General features: G+C 30.2%; 18 protein-coding genes. 10 read left to right on the plus strand and 8 right to left on the minus strand.

Annotated elements, in window-relative coordinates:
* The 5 genes from ABIN73_04800 to ABIN73_04820 form a co-directional block, all read right to left on the minus strand.
* Positions 1-582: cytochrome c3 family protein (locus tag ABIN73_04800; protein ID MEO0269042.1), on the minus strand; the 582-nt coding region annotated here is incomplete at its 3' end.
* A complete protein-coding gene (locus ABIN73_04805) occupies positions 579-1658 on the minus strand; it encodes a hypothetical protein (protein MEO0269043.1) in 1080 nt (359 codons plus the stop codon). The genes ABIN73_04805 and ABIN73_04800, both read right to left, overlap by 4 nt.
* 57 nt (positions 1659-1715) lie before the next feature.
* Positions 1716-2720 carry a hypothetical protein gene (locus ABIN73_04810; GenBank protein ID MEO0269044.1) on the minus strand — a complete coding sequence of 335 codons (1005 nt, stop codon included), beginning with the start codon at positions 2718-2720 and terminating at the stop codon, positions 1716-1718.
* 160 nt (positions 2721-2880) lie between these two features.
* Positions 2881-3213 (minus strand): metalloregulator ArsR/SmtB family transcription factor, encoded by a 333-nt coding sequence (locus tag ABIN73_04815; protein MEO0269045.1) that lies wholly within the window; start codon positions 3211-3213, stop codon positions 2881-2883.
* Between the two features lie 100 nt (positions 3214-3313).
* Positions 3314-4357, minus strand: coding sequence for a hypothetical protein (locus ABIN73_04820; protein ID MEO0269046.1), 1044 nt, complete (start codon positions 4355-4357; stop codon positions 3314-3316).
* 174 nt (positions 4358-4531) lie between these two features.
* On the opposite strand from ABIN73_04820, the gene ABIN73_04825 reads away from it, so the two are divergent.
* Genes ABIN73_04825 through ABIN73_04855 form a run of 7 tightly spaced genes read left to right on the plus strand, consistent with a single transcriptional unit; the run spans position 4532 to position 12027 of the window.
* Complete coding sequence (locus ABIN73_04825; GenBank protein ID MEO0269047.1) at positions 4532-4918, plus strand: BlaI/MecI/CopY family transcriptional regulator; 387 nt, start codon at positions 4532-4534, stop codon at positions 4916-4918.
* Positions 4915-5766 (plus strand): M56 family metallopeptidase, encoded by an 852-nt coding sequence (locus tag ABIN73_04830; GenBank protein MEO0269048.1) that lies wholly within the window; start codon positions 4915-4917, stop codon positions 5764-5766. The genes ABIN73_04825 and ABIN73_04830 overlap by 4 nt, the downstream gene beginning before the upstream one ends.
* A 58-nt stretch (positions 5767-5824) precedes the next feature.
* Positions 5825-6988 (plus strand): TolC family protein, encoded by a 1164-nt coding sequence (locus ABIN73_04835; protein ID MEO0269049.1) that lies wholly within the window; start codon positions 5825-5827, stop codon positions 6986-6988.
* Entirely contained in the window at positions 6985-7323 is a 339-nt protein-coding gene (locus ABIN73_04840) for a heavy metal-binding domain-containing protein (GenBank protein MEO0269050.1), read from the plus strand. The genes ABIN73_04835 and ABIN73_04840 overlap by 4 nt, the downstream gene beginning before the upstream one ends.
* 3 nt (positions 7324-7326) lie before the next feature.
* Complete coding sequence (locus ABIN73_04845) at positions 7327-8610, plus strand: efflux RND transporter periplasmic adaptor subunit (protein ID MEO0269051.1); 1284 nt, start codon at positions 7327-7329, stop codon at positions 8608-8610.
* A 19-nt stretch (positions 8611-8629) separates the two neighbouring features.
* Positions 8630-11872 carry a CusA/CzcA family heavy metal efflux RND transporter gene (locus ABIN73_04850; GenBank protein ID MEO0269052.1) on the plus strand — a complete coding sequence of 1081 codons (3243 nt, stop codon included), beginning with the start codon at positions 8630-8632 and terminating at the stop codon, positions 11870-11872.
* A 14-nt stretch (positions 11873-11886) separates the two neighbouring features.
* Positions 11887-12027, plus strand: a complete 141-nt coding sequence (locus tag ABIN73_04855; GenBank protein MEO0269053.1) for a hypothetical protein — start codon at positions 11887-11889, stop codon at positions 12025-12027.
* Positions 12028-12075: 48 nt separating this feature from the next.
* Here the strand turns inward: ABIN73_04855 and ABIN73_04860 are convergent, their stop codons facing one another.
* Positions 12076-12558, minus strand: coding sequence for a hypothetical protein (locus ABIN73_04860; protein ID MEO0269054.1), 483 nt, complete (start codon positions 12556-12558; stop codon positions 12076-12078).
* A 65-nt stretch (positions 12559-12623) separates the two neighbouring features.
* Between ABIN73_04860 and ABIN73_04865 the strand changes: the two genes are divergently transcribed.
* Positions 12624-12908 (plus strand): thioredoxin family protein, encoded by a 285-nt coding sequence (locus ABIN73_04865; protein ID MEO0269055.1) that lies wholly within the window; start codon positions 12624-12626, stop codon positions 12906-12908.
* Between the two features lie 13 nt (positions 12909-12921).
* The gene (locus ABIN73_04870; GenBank protein ID MEO0269056.1) at positions 12922-13437 is read left to right on the plus strand and encodes an OsmC family protein; all 516 of its coding nucleotides are present in this window, start codon (positions 12922-12924) and stop codon (positions 13435-13437) included.
* An 8-nt stretch (positions 13438-13445) separates the two neighbouring features.
* Here ABIN73_04870 and asnB read toward each other — a convergent pair whose 3' ends face one another.
* Positions 13446-15263: an asparagine synthase (glutamine-hydrolyzing) gene (asnB, locus tag ABIN73_04875; protein ID MEO0269057.1), complete on the minus strand. Its 1818-nt coding sequence runs from the start codon at positions 15261-15263 to the stop codon at positions 13446-13448.
* Positions 15263-17209: a SpoIID/LytB domain-containing protein gene (locus ABIN73_04880; protein MEO0269058.1), complete on the minus strand. Its 1947-nt coding sequence runs from the start codon at positions 17207-17209 to the stop codon at positions 15263-15265. The genes asnB and ABIN73_04880 overlap by 1 nt, the downstream gene beginning before the upstream one ends.
* 67 nt (positions 17210-17276) lie before the next feature.
* Here ABIN73_04880 and ABIN73_04885 point away from each other — a divergent pair, with 67 nt between their 5' ends.
* Positions 17277-19520, plus strand: a complete 2244-nt coding sequence (locus ABIN73_04885; protein MEO0269059.1) for a heavy metal translocating P-type ATPase — start codon at positions 17277-17279, stop codon at positions 19518-19520.
* The last annotated feature ends 37 nt before the right edge of the window (positions 19521-19557 follow it).

Consider the following 19557-nt stretch of genomic DNA (forward strand, 5'->3'; position numbering starts at 1 on the left):
CTTTGCATGGCATGTATTACAGGCAGGGATTTCAATACTTCCTATCAAACTTACATTATCCAAATTATGACACATTTTACAATTTTTATCACTAAACTTTGCTTCCTCAGAATGTAAAAATCTATAATTCTTGGGGTGAAAAATCGTTAACTTTTCTTCTTTATCAGTATGACAGGTTGAACACAGAAAAGCTACCTTATTTTCTCTATGACAGTTTATACATTGGCTCATAACAGGATAAGCATAATTTCTCATAGAGAGAAAAACTTCTTCCTCCTTAATTTTTTCGTGACAGATTGAACAATCAAATTTTGAATGTTTCTTATGAGAAAAATTTGAAATATAAAGAGGGATTCTTTCAATTTTTTCTTTTTTTTCAGTGTGACACTGAGAGCAATTTTCTTCAATTCCGTGACACTGCGAGCATTCCTTATGTCCTGGTAAAAGGTCATCTTTTTGAAACTCAGATTCAATGGCTTTTTCATGGCAGGTTGTGCATACTATATCCATCTCTATATGTTTTTTGTGGGAAAAGTTAAAATTTTTTTGATTGATCAACAAAAATAAAATTAAAATTTTCATTTTTCGTAATTAAATTTTATACCAAAAAAACCTCTTATATCCTTTTCATAAAGAACATTTTTATAGGCTCTCAATTCAGAAGTAAATTTCAAAAAGCTTGAAAATTTATATTCAAAACCTAAAATCAAAGAAGAAAGTTTATATATGAGTTCTGAATCATCAAAGGTTTTAAAGGATAATTTAAAGAGAAGATTTTTGTAAGGGTAAAAGAATTCAAGATAATATAAAACTTCTCTTCTTTCTCCAAGTTTACCGTATCCTCCGCCAAGAGATAAAAACTTATTTCTTAAAATTAAATAAACAAAATCTCTTTTTTCTGAATAATAATTAATTCTATAAAAAAGGGATGGGGTGAAAAATTTTAAACCAGTAAAACTTAAAGAAAGGAAAAATCGCTGATTATTTTTAAGAGGAAGTATTTCCTTCAGATATTCAAGAGGTCTTAAAAATGGACTTTCTAAATAGTATTTAAGGTTAAGGAAAATTTTTCTTTTCAGTATTAGATTTGAACTTAACTCAAATCTCTCAATAGTTTTTTCTTTAAAATTGTAAACTATAGAGACAAAAGGAACTAAATATCTATTCAACTTAAAAGAAATTCCTGCTTCATCTTTATTACAAAAAGTTGAAAAAGAAAAATTATTCAATGAAAATTTAATTAAGGTTCCATATAAATAGGGATTATCTTTTAAAAGGACATCCTTTGCTTCAAAGGGCAATAAAGCCTTTTTCCCACCATAAAAAGAAAAACTTATTTTTTTAAGAAAAAGGGTTAAGAGAGCACCATCAATAAATGATGAGGCTCCTTCATAAATAAAGTTTCTTCCAAATTTAAAAGAATATTTTTCTTTTTGATAATTTAAATTGAATCCAAAAATTTTAAATTTTGAAATATCATTTTCATAATAGTTATTTCCAGAAAAATTTAAAGAGAAACCTTTTAAATAAACATCTTCAAGACCAAAGTTAAGATATGTATATATAGGATAGTATTTTTTTTCATCCACTTCATAAGGATAAAGGAAAGAGTTTAAATTTATTCTAAAAGTGAAAAAAATCAAAAAAATAAAATTCATATATTTATAAAAAATAAAAAGGGGAGGATTTGAACCTCCCCCTAATTATTTCTTAAGTTATTTTTCTGCGAATCTTTTTTTAGTAAGTGTTGGAAAATTGGCAATTGTATTATCAAGCAAAGAGCGGGCATAAGCTGGGTTATGTATAGCCTTACCGTATTCTACAAACTTATAATTCCAGAAAGCACCTGCAAGGGCACGAGAATAAGTTCCTGGAATTGCTCGGTCAGTTGATGGATTTAAAATACCAGCATTTACAAGCAGTTTTTTAAGTGAATCAAGTTTCGTTTCTATTTCTGCTTCCAAATTCTCAAATTTTGTCTCAGGATCAGAGTGACAACCAGTACATCCTGATGTTAAAAGTTCGGTTTGACCATGAAATACATAGAAAACATTCATAGTATGTCCTCCTGCTTGAGCACCAAAAGGTTCAGCCATATGGCACTGAGGACATCCGTCTGTAATACTTGTATAATGGGGATGCTGTTTATTATAAGTTCCAGGGAATTCTTCAAACCCACTATTACCGGAAAGGAGGTTTGACATATTGCCATAATGGGGTCCCCAGTAAGGTGAAGTTATATTCACAGGGTCCTGACCGGGCTTAATCATATCAGCATTTCTTGTCTGATGGCAGTTAGCACAGAGATTTCCTTCTCCCTGATTATATATTCCTCCACCTGCTCTTAAGGTAACGGGTGATTCTGTTTTAAGTTTAAAATCATCCCATGTGTAAGTTGTATGAACATTGTGGCAGGTTCTACAATTTGGGGGTGTGGGATCTATAATTGCTACTGTCGTATCACCACCCTGTAATTTTGTAATAAATCCTTCATGGGTATGGCATCCTGCACATGGGTAATTATCCCTTTCAAAATTTCCTCCGAGATAATGGACTGAATTTTCATACTGAATTTCCTTTGCAAGAATTGTGGTATTATCTGAATGACAGGTTGAACACTTTTCAGTTCCAGCAGGTCCTTGAGGACCCTGTTCGCCTTTACATCCTATTAGTAGGGCAAGGGCAAGGCTTATTAATGCCCCAGTTATTGTTTTGTGCATTAAGTCCCTCCTTCGTTTTATATAGGGGGTTATAACCCATTTCCTTGTTTTTAAAATTTATTATTTTTTAATATTAAGACAAAAACAAAATGGTTGTCAAGTTTATGCAATTAATCTTAAATTTTTTAAATTTTCTAAGATTTTAATAAAAAATTAAGAATTATTTTATCTGGTAAAGAACTTTACCTTTTTCTGAATATATTTTCATCATTACTTCTCTAACAATCTGAGATGCTTCGAGAACCTCTTTATATTTTAAATTATAGTAAACTATATTACCTTTTCTTATTTTTTCTAAAATCCCCTTCTCATAAAGTGCTTTAACATGTTGAGAGATATTTGGCGGGGATAATCCCAACTCCTTTGAAAGCTCCTTAATAGTTTTCGGTCCTTTAGAAAGGGTTTCAAGTATAAGCAATCTTTTTGGCTGTGCTATTGTTTTACAGAACTCTGCCTGCATATAATAAATTTCAGGAAAATTTTCATTTTTCATAAATTAATAAATTAATTATATTATTAATTATGATAAAAAAACAAAAAGGAGCAAAAAGGGAATTGAACCCAAAATATTTGCCCCTTTTAAATAGATACTATCAAAACTGTGGTGGAAGTCTATCAAGCGGTTCAGCAAAAAGAATCTGTTTCAGATCTGCATCATCTTTAAGATGTATCCAATTACCCTGATTATCTTTTGTTACAAAGGAGAATTTTAAACTCGTTCGCCAATCTTGAGGAACAGGTATAACACCTTTAAAATATTTTAGTTTTAATGAATCAGAATTCCACCAGACTGCTGTCATAGTTCCGTTTAAGTTATATTCCTGAACAATTGGGTTATTATGGCATTCATCACATATTGTTGATGGATCAGGTTTATATATGGTGTGTCCATAAAAAGGAGCAATTACAACAAAAGCTTTACCCTGATAAGTTATTGACATAATATTACCGGCATGAACCTTTCCATTTCTTTTTACAAGAAATTTCCAGCCGTGGAATCTGCCATATGCAACTTTCTGACCCTGATTCACTTCAGATTCAAAATGACAGTTATAGCATGTAACAACACTTTTTACATGACAGGCTGAACAATCAAGTTTATCATCTTCAAAATTGTCAAGGGCTCCAAGGTGAGAATTATGAGCAGAATTAGATACAATTTGAGTATGACAATCATAACATTTTATATGAATAGCACCTTCAAGCATTGAATTATAAGTTTTACCATCACCATGAACATCTTCCTCTCCATGACATTTAGCACATACAAATCCCATTGAACTATGGACATCAGTATAACCCATCAAAATTTCAGCTTTCTGCCTTCCGTGACAATTTAAACAAGAAGCATTAGTAGGAACATCCCCTTCCCTCACATGGCATGTATTACAGGCATTAGATTCAACATGACAGTTTTTACAGGTCAGGTTATCATAAGGTATATTGGATATATTTTCAAAACCACCATTCTGGGAGGAATACCAGTATGCCATACCAGCTGTTGTTCCATGAAGAGAATTTTTAATTAAATCTGAGGGAGAGGGAGGTGAAGGCTGAAGAGGACATTCCTTTTTTTTACAACCACTGAATATAATAAAAACAATTATACCAAGTATTACAGGTATTTTAAACCTCATCGCTCCCTCCTTATTTTTTAGGGAATTGGACCCTAAAATTCATAATGTAAATTTCTTTATTAATATATTAATTAATATTATAACTTATAAATTTCTAAAATTCAAAATTCTTTTAAACATATTTTCTAAAAACCGGGACTTGAAATTTTATTTTTTTAACCCTATATTATTACTATGAAACTTAGTAAATCTTTAAAACTATTTCTTGGAGAGCTCCAGGCTGAATGTCTTGATATTTTATGGGATTTAAATAAAGCAACCTGTTTGGATATACTTGAGGTATTTAAAAAAAGAGGGAAAAATTATGCATATACAACTATACTTACTGAAATGCAAAACCTTGAAAAAAAAGGAATTGTTAAATCAGAAAAAATTGGTAAAAAAAATTTATACTTTCCAGTAATAAGCAAAGAAGAATTTCTAAAGAAAAAAACAGAAGAAATACTTTCCCCACTCCTTGAAGAAGTCCCTCATCTTGTGGCTATGAATTTTATCAAAAAAACTAAATTAAATGAAAAGGAAAAAAGAAAATTAATTGAAATATTAAATTTAAAAGAATGAACTTTTTAATAAAAACATTCACACTTTATATTATACTTTCCATCATTATATTAGTTTATAAAGAGCTACCTTTTTCAAAAATCAATCTAAGAAAAAAATTCCCTTACCTTCTGATAATAGTTTTTATCCTTTCATTTTTACCATTTTATATTTACTACAAAGCCTTTCTTGACTGTAACTTAAAATGTCTTATTTTAGGTCCTCTTCCCTTGAATAACAAAATTTTCTTTATCCCCTTAATTTCCTTTACCTTGTTTTTTATTTTATTAACAAAATATCTTATAAAAGAACTCAAATACAAAAAATTACCTTTAATTTTGTATGGAAAAAATAAAGAGGGAATCTCTGTAAATGGTATCTTTAAACCCTTTATCTTTATTGATAAGACTTTATGGAAATCTCTCTCAAAAAAGGAAAGAAAAATAATCCTTCTCCATGAAATAAACCACATAAGACAGAAAGATACTTTCATAAAGCTTATAATTAGCCTTCTTTCAAAAACCTTCTTCTACTTACCCCATTTCTTTTTACTGAGAAAAACCTTTGAAGAAATAGCTGAACTTGCTTCTGATGAATATACACTGATAAAAACTTCAGAAAAAGAAAATATTGTTAAAACAATTGCAAAATTATCCCTTATATTAAATTCAAATCTTAATTTTAGTTTTACATCTTCTCCTATCTTAAAAAGAATTGACTCCCTGAGTACTAACAGAAAAAGTAAAACAAAATTCTTTTTATTTACTCTTTTCCTTTCCGCTCTTTTTATTACTCTAATATCCTTCTTCCCCCTTAAAGAAAATTGCGGAATTGACTGCCAAAACCTAAAAACCTTATGCCACTTATAAATTCCATGAACCTTAAAAATTTTTTAAATTTAAATACTATAATGAATAGTAGAATTGTATGAAAGGCTTAATTTTTTTAACTATTTTTAACTTAACACTTTTTTCTGATACTTTGAAGTTAAAAGAGGCGCTTAATATTATCCTTGAGAAGAATCCTGAAATTAAATCTTCATATGAAAAACTGAAGGAAAAAGGTTCAAGAATTCTTCCATCTTTTACTCCACCAAATCCAAGGATTACTTTTAGAGCAATGTTCATGGAAGAAAATATCTCTATAATGCAAGAAATTCCTCTTCCAACAAAATTAATAACCGAAGGACTTATGGCGAATGATGAGTATAAAATGGAATTTTATCTCTATCAGGCAAAAATTCTTGAAATAATAAGAGAGCTCAAGGAGAACTTTTATGAATACTACTTTATAAACAAAAAAATTGAAATCACTAAAAATCAAATAGAAATCTTGAATAAAATGAAAGAGATAGCTGAAAGGAAATATGAATCAGGTTCAGCAAGTTTATATGAAGTTCTTAAAAGCCAGATTGAACTTGAAAAAATTAAAAATGAACTTAGTCTCCTTGAATCAGAAAAAATAAAAATAAGGGAAAATTTAAAGAAACTTTTAAATATAGACAAAATTCCTGAAATAACCGAAGAAGTCAATTTTGAAGAAATAAAAATAAATGAAGACTCTTTAATAGAGGTTCTTTATGAAAAAAATCCGCTTTTAAAGGCAATGGAATTTGATGTAAAAGCAAAAAATAAGGAAAGAATTTTATCTTATCAAAATTTAATTCCTGACCCGATGCCAGAACTTCTTTATAATACAAAAACAGGTGAGAAAAAAATTGCTCTCTCTTTTGAAATTCCTCTATTTTTCAGGGAATTTTACGAGATAAAAGAAAAAAATGCAAAACTAAAAAATTCAAAATGGGAACTTCTAAATACAAAACTTGAATTAAAGCAGGAGTTAGCCTCTCTTATATCCCTTTATAGATCAAAACTTGAAAGATTAAAAATTTTTAAAGATAAAATTTTACCAAAAGCTGAAGAATCCTTTATAAGTGCAGAAGCAGGTTACATTTCAGGAAAATTAGACTTTTTATTTTATTTAGAAAGTGAAAAAATGCTTTATGAATCAAAAATAGATTACTTTATGATTTTAACTGAACTTTTAAAAATAAAATCAAAAATTGAAGAAATAACAGGAGGTAAATTATGAAAAAATTTATTTTACTCACAGGGGTTTTAACCCTTTCAATATATATAAATCTATACGGGTTTCAACATGAAACCCATTCAGAAGGTAAAAAGGAAATGCAAAAAACCTGCTGCCCTTCCAAAGAGAGTAAATGCTCTCCAAAAACTTCTGAAATAAAAGCTAAGGAAGGAGAAATAAAGACTTTATATATTTGCCCCATGCACAAAGAAGTTATTATGGAAAAAGAAGGAAAATGTCCGATCTGCGGAATGAAACTTGAACCCAAGAAAATGATTTATAAAAATGGCAAATGGGAAATTTACGAAGGAGAAAAAAACACCAAAAATAGAGGATAAAAAATGAAAAAAATTTTTCTATTTTTAAGTTTATTTTCAATATTCCTTTACATATCATCCTGCAGGTCTCAGCAAAAAACTCCAAAGGAAGGTGAAATAAGAACCCTTTACCAGTGTCCTATGCACCCTCAAATTATTCAGGAAAAGAAAGGAGATTGCCCAATATGCGGAATGACACTTGTCGAAAGAAAAATGATTTATAAGAATAGTAGATGGGAACCCTATGAGGAAGGGATGGAACATAAAGGACATGAAGAACCCGAAGGAAGCAAAATTGAGGAGAAAGGAGTTGAAACAGAAACATCCTTAGGACTTGCAGAGGTAAAAATTCCACCTGAAAAACAACTTTTAATTGGTGTTAAAAAGGATACCGTAAAAATTAAAAATTTAGAAAAACTCATTAAAACTTACGGTAAGGTCGACTACAAGGAAAGTAACATATATGAAATCAACCTTAAATTTGGTGGATGGATTGAAAAACTTTATGCAGGTTATGAAGGTATGTATGTTAAAAGAAATGATAAACTTTTTGAGATTTACTCGCCTGATATTTATCAGAGCATAAAGGAATTAAAACTTGCCTATGAGAAAAAGGATACCTTACTTTTAAAAAATGTTAAACAGAAATTTAACATCTGGGGAATAAGAGATTTTCAGATTGAAGAAATATTAAAAGATAAAGAAGATAGAAGAACCATTACATTTTATTCTCCCTATGAAGGTTTCATTATAAAAAAAGAAATCTTTGAGGGAATGGAAGTAAGACCCGGAATGACTATATACAGAATCGCAGATTTAAGAGAAGTATGGGTTTACGGTGAAATTTATGAATATGAAGTAAATCTCATAAAAAAAGGGAATGAAGCCTTTATAACTCTTTCCTATTTTCCAGAAAAGATTTTTAAAGGAAAGGTAAATTATATTTATCCTTATCTCAATCCTGAAACAAGAACAACGAAAGTTAGGGTAGAAATTCCAAATCAAGATTTTAGTTTAAAACCCAATATGTATGTTAATATTGAAATAAAAGTAAATTACGGGAAAAAACTTGTCATTCCAAAAAGTGCTGTTTTATATACAGGAGAAAGAAATATTGTCTTTGTGGATAAAGGTGGAGGCACGTTTGAACCAAGAGAAGTTAAATTAGGAATATCTGATGAGGATTTTTATGAGGTTATAGATGGTGTTAAAGAAGGTGAAGTTGTTGTTACATCTGCTAATTTTTTGATCGATTCTGAATCCAGTTTAAAAGCTGCCCTTTTACAGATGGGCTTAAGCGGTAAATAAATCCATAAAAGGCACTGAAATGATAGAAAAAATTATTGAATACTCGGCAAAAAAAAGATTCTTTGTATTCCTTGGTGTAGTTTTTTCAATTTTATGGGGAATATGGGCAATAAGAAATATTCCACTTGACGCTTTACCTGACCTCTCAGATACCCAGGTCATAGTTTTTGTAAGATGGGATAGACCACCCCAGATAGTCGAGGATCAGGTAACTTATCCAGTTGTGACAGCCCTTCTCGGTGCTCCAAAGGTCAAGGATATAAGAGCTTTTTCTGATTATGGTTTTTCCTTCATTTATGTTATTTTTGAAGACGGAACGGATATTTACTGGGCTCGCTCAAGAGTTCTTGAATACCTTTCCAAAATAATTCCAAGTTTGCCTTCTGATGTTAAAGTGGAGATAGGTCCTGATGCAACAGGTCTTGGATGGGTATTCGAATATGCACTTGTTGATAAAAGTGGTAAACACTCCCTTGATGAATTAAGAACATTTCAGGATTTCCATTTAAAATATGCTTTACAATCAGTTAAAGGTGTTGCAGAAGTTGCATCTGTAGGTGGTTTTGTGAGGCAATATCAGATTATAGTTGACCCTGTAAAAATTGCTTCACTTGGTATTTCAATTGATGAAATATCAAGAGCTGTAAAAGCTTCAAACGAGGAGATAGGGGCAAGACTTATAGAATTTTCCGGCATCGAGTATATGATTACCGTAAGGGGTTATATAAAAGACATTAAAGATATAGAAAATATTGTATTAAAGGTTAGAGAGGATGGTGTTCCTGTTAGAGTAAAGGATGTTGCAGAGGTAAAGCTTGGTCCTGACATAAGAAGGGGTGTTGTAGAGCTTGATGGAATGGGAGAAGTTGTTGGGGGAATAGTTGTGATGAGATATAAAGAAAACGCTTTAAATGTAATAAAAAGAGTGAAGGAAAAATTAAAAGAGATAAAATTGCCTGATGGTGTTGAACTTGTAATAACCTATGACAGGTCAGATTTAATTATTAAAAGTATAGAAACATTAAAAAGAAAACTTTTTGAAGAAATGCTCGTTGTAAGTCTTGTGATAATTATATTTTTATTTCATTTTTCATCTTCCTTAATTCCTGTATTAACATTACCAATTGCCGTTATTATCTCATTTATTCCCATGTATTACATGAAAATGACCAGTAACATTATGAGTCTTGGGGGGATTGCAATTGCAATAGGGGCAATGGTAGATGCAGCAATAGCAGTTGTGGAAAATGTTCATAAAAAACTTTCTATTTTAAAAGAAAGTGGAGAAGTGGCAAATTACAGAGAGGTTATGATAAATGCCATAAAAGAGGTGGGAAGACCTTCTTTTTTTACACTTCTTGTTATAGCAGTTTCTTTTACTCCTATTTTTGCCCTTGAAGCTTTTGAAGGCAGACTCTTTAAACCACTTGCCTTTACTAAAAACTTTGCCATGTTCTTTTCAGCAATTCTTGCTATTACTCTTTCACCTGCTCTTATCACTCTTTTAATAAGACTCAAAAAATTTAATTTAAAGCCCATATGGATAAATAAATTATTAAACACTCTTTTTGTGGGTGAAATAAGAACTGAAGAAAAACACCCAATTTCAAGATTTTTATTCAAAATATATGAACCAGTTTTAAATTTTATTTTAAAAAGACCAAAAATTATTATCTTATCTTCTATTTTAATATTTTTAATAACAATTCCCTTTTTTTTATCCCTCGGTAGTGAATTTATGCCTCCTTTAAATGAGGGTTCTATATTATATATGCCCACAACTCCCCCGGGTATTTCTATAACAGAGGCTGCAAAACTTTTACAGATTCAGGATAAAATATTAAAAACATTTCCTGAAGTTGAAAGGGTTTTTGGTAAAGCAGGAAGAGCATTAACTTCCACTGATCCTGCTCCCCTTTCTATGATGGAAACAACTGTTTTATTGAAACCGCAAGATAAATGGAGAGAGAAAAAAAGATGGTATTCAAATATTTTACCTGAATTTTTAAAACCACCTTTCAGAATTATATGGCCTGATAGAATTTCCTGGGAAGAACTTATTGATGAGATGGATAAAGCTTTAAGAATTCCAGGACAGGTTAATGCCTGGACTATGCCAATAAAAGGAAGAATAGATATGCTTACAACCGGTGTAAGAACACCTGTGGGCATAAAGATTTACGGTGATGATTTAAAAAAGATAGAGGAAATTGGTAAAGAGATCGAAAAAATCTTAATAAATTTAAAAGGAACAAGAAGCATTTTTGCTGAAAGGGTTTCAGGTGGATACTTTCTGGATATAATTTTAAAAAGAGAAGAAATAGCAAGGTATGGTTTAAAGATTAAAGATGTTCAGATGACCCTTATGTCTGCAATTGGAGGAGAAAATATTACACAGATAATAAAAAATAGGGAAAGGTTTCCAGTTAATGTTAGGTATCCCTTTGATCTAAGACAGGATATTGAAAAAATAAAGAAGGTTTATATTACTACTCCACAGGGATTTCAGGTTCCCCTTACACAACTTGCAGAAATAAATATTATTCTTGGTCCAAGTATGATAAGGGATGAAAATGGAAGGTTAGCTGGTTATGTATATATAGATGTTGCTGGAAGAGATCTTGGTTCCTATGTTAATGAGGCAAAAAAAATATTAAGAGAAAAATTAGAACTTCCAGCTGGTTATACTCTCGTTTTTAGCGGTCAGTATGAGTATATGGAAAGAATAAAAAAGAGAATGACTCTTATAGTTCCACTGACACTTTTTATAATTTTTCTTCTTTTATATATAAACACAGGTTCTTATACAAAAACCTTTATAGTTCTTCTTGCTGTTCCCTTTTCCCTTATTGGTGCTGTTTGGGCTTTATATATTTTAGGATACAACTTGAGTATAGGAGTATGGGCTGGGATAATAGCACTTTTAGGTGTTGATGCTGAAACGGGTGTTTTTATGCTCTTATACCTTGATTTAGCCTATGAAGAAGCGAAAAAAAGCGGAAGACTTAAAAATATTTCAGATTTAAAGGAAGCTATTCATTATGGGGCTGTTAAAAGGATAAGACCGAAGATAATGACAGTTTTTACAACTTTTATCGGTCTTTTACCCATTATGTGGTCCCAGACTCATGAAATTGGTGCAGATGTTATGAAGAGAATTGCTGCTCCTATGGTAGGTGGAATTTTTACCTCTTTTTTAATGGAACTTATAGTATACCCTGCAATATATTTTATTTGGAGAAAAAAAGATTTACACAAATAATTTATAAACTTTATTTGTCCTTTTCTGATATAAAGTATACAATTTTTCTCTCAAAAAAAGCAATGTGTGATGAAGATATACCACATATGAATCAATACGAAAAATATAAAAATATGGAAAGTGATTTTATGTCAAAATTCAGAACAAGAAAATAATAACTTAAAATCTGCAAGGTTATTTTTCCCAATTTCACTATTTTGGTATTAAAATTTTCTCAAAGAGTATCTATTATCGGGGGGGACAACATTTATTTCTTTTCTAAATATAAGAAAAGGGAAATATGAGCTTCTTATCTCTAATATATATTTTCCATATTTTGGAACTTTTATCTCAGCTTCCATTATATATTCACACATACAATCGCATCCCATATCACCTCTGTTATTAATACAATCATCTTCATATAATATAATTGTATCATTATGAGAAATCAGAGTTAATCGAAGTGTATCAGGACAGCAGTTTAACATTGCATTTTTATGAATCACCTTTAACCTCAAGCCGGAAATTCTTATGTCTACAATTGCTGTTTCTGGTGAAAAAGTGGAAAAAGAATTAATACACCCTGAATAATTGTAATCTAAAAGTTCAAGTTCATTTTTTATTACCTCTACTCCCCCTTCACAGGACATTATGAAAAAAATTATTAAAATAAAAATTATTACACTTAAAAATGCCTTTTTCATAATTCACCTCCCCTCTACTTTATAATAAAGTGAAAAAATTTAAATTTCAATGTTAAAATTATAATATGAATAAAAGTCATATTATTGAAATTTTTTCAGCAGATTGTCCCTTATGCAGGGATGTTATAAACATTGTGGAATTAGGAAAATGCTCTTCATGTAAAATGGAAATATATAACCTTAATAAATTAGATAAGGAAATAAAAGAAAAAATTTTAAAATACAGAATAAAAGCAGTTCCTACAATTGTGATAGATGGTGAAATAAAAGTTGAAGGAGCTCCTGATTTTCCCTGGTTCTGTGGGGAAGAGTTTTATAAAATGCTTAAGGAAAAATTTCCATTAAAATAAAGAGGATGTAAAAATGAATAACATAAACCTTGATTCTTTAAATAAAACAAGGGAACAGATTTTAAGGGGAGAATTCCCAGACAAAAAATCCTTTGAAGTTCAGGGTGAATGGATTTTCAGCTTTGAAGGTCAATTTAAATCAGAAATTGAATTTCCTAATGGTAAGCTAAATTTAATAACTGACCAGCCACCACCATCAGGAGGTAGGGGTAACGCTCCAAATCCTGTTCAATACTGTGTATTTGCCATGATATCCTGTTATGCTACAACCTTTATGACAATTGCTGCTTCTAAAGGTGTTGAAATAAAAAAATTAAAGGCAAGAGGTGCTTCAATTGTTAATATGAAATCTGTCTTTGAAATAGAAGAAGGACCTGTTGTTGAAAAAGTGTGGATTGAATTGGAAGTAGAAAGTGAAGCAGATGCTAAAATTTTACAGGAAATAAAAAATGAAGCTGACAAAAAATGTCCTGCAGCTTATGTTGTTCAGAATAAAGTTCCCTTTGAATCTCATCTATATTCTAAATAAAAAAATTTTTATAACAAATTATTGATTTTTAGATAATGATTTAGAATACAAATTGACCAGACCTGTGACCAGTTAACTTTCAAATTCTCAAATTCTTCCCATAATTTTACAATTTCTTTTTTATCAAAAAAACTTTCTATGTCAAAAATTCCACCCTTTACAAAATCCAAAAGGTTTTCCCTTATCCATTTATCCATAGGAAAGGAAAAAGGTCTTTTAGGTTTTTTTACAATTTTTTCCGGTAAATAATTTTTCATAAGCTCTTTAAGAATCCTTTTTTTAAATTTATACATATCAGAAATTTTAAAAGAAAAATCAACAAGAACATTATCTAATAAGGGAACTCTTACTTCTAAACTGTGACACATACTGAAAATATCAGTATCTCTTAAAGGTTGATTATGCATGTAAATTCTCAATTCAAGAACTGAGATTTTATTTTTCAAACTCCATTTGTTTTTTGTTTCTTCATTTAAAATAAAGGATACATATTTCACAGGGTCAAAATTCAATTCTTTATATTTAATAATTTTTTTCAATTTATAAATTGGGAAAATTGTTCTTGTTGTTAAAAAAGCACCTTTTAAGTCCGGGTTTGCTATAAAATAGGAAAATTTTTCCTTTTTATCGGGCTTTAAAAATTTTGATAAAAAATTAAAAGGTAAATTGAATTTTTTCAGTTTTAAAGCTACTGGAATATAAAAAAAAGATGAATATCCTCCAAAAATTTCGTCTCCGCCGAGCCCGGATAAACATACCTTCATTCCATTTTCCCTTGCTAATTTTGAAATAAAATATGTATTTAAACCATCAATTGTAGGAGAGTCCATAAAGGTTAAAAATTTTTCTATTTCTTTTCTTACTTCATAAGAACTTATTTCATATTCGTAATGCTCTGTTTCAAATATTTTTGAGAGAAATTTTGCATCTTTGCTTTCATCAAATTCTTTTTCTTTAAAAGATAGGGAAAAAGTTTTAAAATTGCCGTAATTATTTTTCCTTATAAAATAAAGGACTGTTGATGAATCTAAACCCCCTGAAAGAAAAAGACCTATAGGTATATCAGCAATTAAGTGAAGCTTTACACTCTCATCTAAAATATCATATAGATTTTCTTTTAATTTCTTGTAATCCTTTATAGATTTTTCAGGTTTAATTATAAGGTATTTCTCTTTTTTTATTTCCTTATCCTTTAACACAATATAAGAACCTGGCTCAAGAAATTTTATATTTTTCAAAATTGTATAGGGATAAGGTATAAAGCCAAAAATTAAGTAACTTTCAATACCTTGAAAATCAATGTTTTTTTCAATAATATTTGAATTTATTATCCCTTTTATTTCAGAAGAAAAAATAAAAAAGTTATCATCTTTATAATAATAAAGGGGCTTTATTCCCATTCTATCTCTTGCTAAAAATAATTTTTTTTCTCTTTCATCCCATATTGCAAAAGCAAACATTCCTCTTAATTTATATAATAAGCCCTCTTTTTCCTCCTCATAAAGATGTAATATTACTTCTGTATCAGAATTTGATATGAATTTATGTCCCTTTTTTAAAAGTTCATTTCTTAACTCTTTATAATTGTATATTTCACCATTAAAGGTTATCCACAAGGACTTATCTTCATTATGCATTGGTTGACGGGCATTAACTGAAAGATCAATTATAGAAAGTCTCCTATTACCAAGAAATACATTTTTATCCTTTGAAATGTATATCCCTTTATCATCAGGACCCCTGTGGTAAAGGGCTTCTGTAATCTTATAGATTACATCCTCCTCTATTTTTTTATTAAAAGATATTATACCAGTTATTCCACACATTATCTAAAAACCTCAATTTTTATACTCTCCTTTTCTCCTTTATCACTTTGAAATATTAAAAAGTAAACTCCTGATTTTAAAAATTTTGTATTGAATGAATAACTATATATCCCTTTTTCAAAACTTCTCTCAAAAATACTTAAAATCTTTGAACCCTTTATGTCAAAAAGTTCAAGCTTAGCTTTTCTTTTTGAGGGAACACTGAAGATAATATTTATTTTCTGCTCTTCTACACTTGATGAAATATTAATAAATCCAAATTTTCGGGGCAGGTTAGAAATTAAAGAAAAATTGGGTGGCAACTTTTCTTCCATTCCAACAGGCTGTATACTTATTGCACCTTGAAGAATAAATAAGTAAAGGTCAAGATCATTACCTGTTATATTTCCATCTTCATCCACATCAATCCACAAGGCAGTCCAGAGGTCATATAAGCCATAAGGAGTATTCTGTGGAATTACAAATATCCTTGTCCTTGAACTTACTTGAGGTGGAATTATAACAAGAGAATCATTTTGAGGGTCATCTATAAATCCCACATCAGGATTATAAAGGGAAGCACCAAGCAAAATATTTTCATGCTTTTTCTCACAATAGGAATAAATGTCATAATAAATTACAAAAGTATCACCAGGTGTGAGTTGATTCCGTGAAACACTCACTGAATTTATCTTCATCGGTGAGGCTAAATACATATTTCCTGGCTCATAATAGTGATTTGTAATCCATTTCCATAACTTTCCCTGATAATAAGCCCATCTTCTTGAACCCCATTGACACATTCCCCTTCCGTGACCATTACAAGTGTATCCCGCACAGACAGGATCGTATATACATGGCCAGGTTGTTCCTGTTCCAGTATACCCATCACCACATCCACAGTTGTTGTTTTCAGCAGAATATTCTGAACGAGCATAATCAGAATTTTTTTCTAATAAAATTCCATTTGTAACATAAGTAGCAAGGGTGCAACTTGAATAAATATCACTTCCATCCCATACCTGACAGCATGTATTATCACATATATCATAATTTTGACTGTATGGGTATACAACATAATATGTTCCATAACTTCTATATGGAATTGAGCCAGCCCTTAATGTATGCTGTCCCCAAGAAGCTATCCATTCATCATCAAGTCCACTTGAAACATAAAATTCTAAATCCATAACAACAACATCGGAACAGGTCCAGCAACTACAGGATTTTCCAACTCTTATTGAAGGAGGCGGATCCAAAAGGGTTCTGAAAAGTCCTACTTCTTTTTTACCTTCAAATCCTCTATAAGGAGAAGGGGGTAATTCTTCACCTGTTCCTTTTCCTCTTATTTCAGGTATTATCTCTTCACCTTTCCCTTTTTTCATCTTTATCTTTAATATTAAATTTTCCGGAATCAAAAGGATTTCCCTTTTAACTTTTTTATAACCTTTAAGTTCCAAAACTACCGTGTCTCTCGGAATTTCGCCAAGAGAAGAATAATCTCCTTCAGGTAATTCTATCCAGAATTCAAATATTCCTTTTTCATCAGTAATTGTTTTTAAATCTTTTCCTTTAAAAAGAACTTCAACATCTTTTAAAGGAAAACCCTTCTCATCAGATACATATCCGCGAATTCCTGTTAACCCTTCCCTTTCAGGTGGAAATAAATTTTCTCTTTTTAACGGGGAAAGATAAACCGTTACATTTAAACTTTCTTGAGGAGTAATGAAAAAATAAGTTTCAATAGGTGAATAACCTTCTGAGGAAAAATAAAACTCATATTCTCCTGAAGGTAAGGAGAAAGTATATAATCCATCAGTTTTTACCTTAACCTTTAAATTCCCATCTTTAAAAACCTTTATTTCCGCAGGTATTAAATAACCTGTATATGCATTTTCCGTTCTGAAAACTATTTTACCTTTCTCGAGTTTTGAAGCAAAAGATATAATAATTAAACTTAAAAGCATATTTTTACCTCCCCTTTATAAAATATTTATATCTTGTATTTTAAGTATAATCAAGGTAAAATATAAAATGGAAAATAAGAAAAAACAAATAAAAATTAAAATCGGTGGAATGACCTGTGCAAGTTGTGTAAGGAGAGTGGAGAATTCTTTAAAAAATTTAAAGGGAATTTTAAATGTTAATGTAAATTTAGCAACTGAAAGCGCAATAATTACTTATGATGAGAATTTTTTAAAAATAGATAACATAAAAAAAAGAATTGATGATATAGGTTATAAATTTCTGGGAATTTCCTCTGATGAAGGTTATGAAATAGATGAAAAAGAAAAAAAGAAATACATAGATAAACTTAAAAAAAGAGTTTATACAGGATTTGGTGGCGGAATTTTACTTTTATTCTTAATGTATGGAGAATATCTGGGACTAAACTTCAAAAATTTTAAAGGTTTACTTTTCCTTCAGTTATTAATAGCAGCCCCCCTTATGTTATATGTAGGTGGTCCAATTTTCAAAAAAGCTTTAAATGGAATTAAAAATAAAGATTTAAATATGGATGTTATGTATGCTATCGGAATAGGCTCAAGTTTTATCTCAAGCCTTCTTGCTACTTTTAAAATCATTCCAGAAAACTATAATTTTTATGAGGCAAGCGTACTCCTTGCAGCCTTTTTAACCCTCGGAAGACTCCTTGAAAATTTAGCAAAAAATAGAACAGGGGAAGCCATAAAAAAACTTATAGATTTAAGACCAAAAGAGGCAACAGTTTTGAAAGATGGTAAAGAGTTAAAAATTCCAATAAAAGAAGTTAAACCAGGAGATATTGTGTTAGTTAAACCTGGTGAAAAAATACCAACAGATGGGATTGTAATAGAAGGAGAGAGTTTCCTTGATGAATCAATGGTAAGGGGTGAACCAATTCCTGAATTTAAGAAAAAAGGTGATGAAGTTATAGGTGGAACAATAAATCAGAATGGTTATTTAAAAATTAAAGTTACAAAAGATTTTAAAGAAACATTCCTCTCACAGGTTATAAAACTTGTTGAAGAAGCACAGTATACAAAACCACAGGTACAAAAGCTTGCTGACAGAATTGTGACATATTTTATTCCTGTTGTCCTTATTATAGCAATTTCCTCTTACATTTTCTGGAGATTTTTTGGAAATGCTAATATAATGCCACCTTCCCTATTTGCCTTTATATCTCTTATATCAGTTCTTGTCATAGCCTGTCCCTGTGCCTTTGGTCTTGCAACTCCTACTGCAATAACTGCAGGAATAGGAAAAGGTGCTGAACTTGGAATACTTATAAGAAATGGTGAAGCTCTTGAAACCTTAAAGAAAATTAATACAATAATTTTTGACAAAACCGGAACATTAACAAAAGGAAAACCAGAAGTTGAAAGTGTTATAACATTTAATAATATAAAGGAGGAAGAACTTATACTTTATGCTGCATCTGCTGAAAAAAATTCAGAGCATCCACTTGCAAAGGCTATTTTAAATTATGCTGAAAAAATTAAAATAAACTTAATAGAACCTGAAAAATTTGAAAGCTTTCCTGGAAAAGGTATAAGAGCAATAATCAAGGGAAAGGAAGTTTATATTGGAAATAAAAATTTTTTAAGGGAGATAAAAATTGAAATAAATAAACAAATAGAAAAGGAAATAGAAAAACTGGAAGAAGAGGCAAAAACTCTACTTTTAGTAGCAATTGATGGTAAACTAAAAGGAATAATATCAGTTAGTGACAGAATAAAAGAAAACGCAAAAGAAATAATTTCCTATCTCAAAAAAAAGAAGAAAAAGGTTTATATGATTACAGGTGACACAAAAAAATCTGGTGAAGCGGTTGCGAGAAAACTTTCCATTGATAATGTAATAGCAGAAGTTTTACCCCATGAAAAAAGGGAAAAAGTAAAGGAACTTCAGAAAAAAGGAGAAATTGTTGCTTTTATTGGAGATGGTATTAACGATTCACCTGCATTAACACAGGCGGATGTAGGTATCGCTTTAGGTTCTGGGACTGATATAGCAATTGAAAGTGGTGATATAGTGCTTTTAAGGGATGATTTAAGAGATGTTATAATTGCAATGGAACTTTCTATTAAAACCTTAAACAAAATAAAACAGAATATATTCTGGGCTTTGATTTATAATATAATACTAATTCCCTTTGCAGCAGGACTATTTTATTTATTATTTAGAGTGCCTTTCAGACCAGAATGGTCAGCAGCAGCAATGGCCTTAAGCTCTATATCAGTTGTAACAAATTCCCTGCTTCTAAAAAAATATAAACCTTCCTTGAAAATCTAAAAATTTTATATTATAATTACCCTATACCCCTATAAAG

This window comes from candidate division WOR-3 bacterium, from assembly GCA_039804025.1.
Taxonomy (GTDB): Bacteria; Hydrothermota; Hydrothermia; order Hydrothermales; family JAJRUZ01; genus JBCNVI01.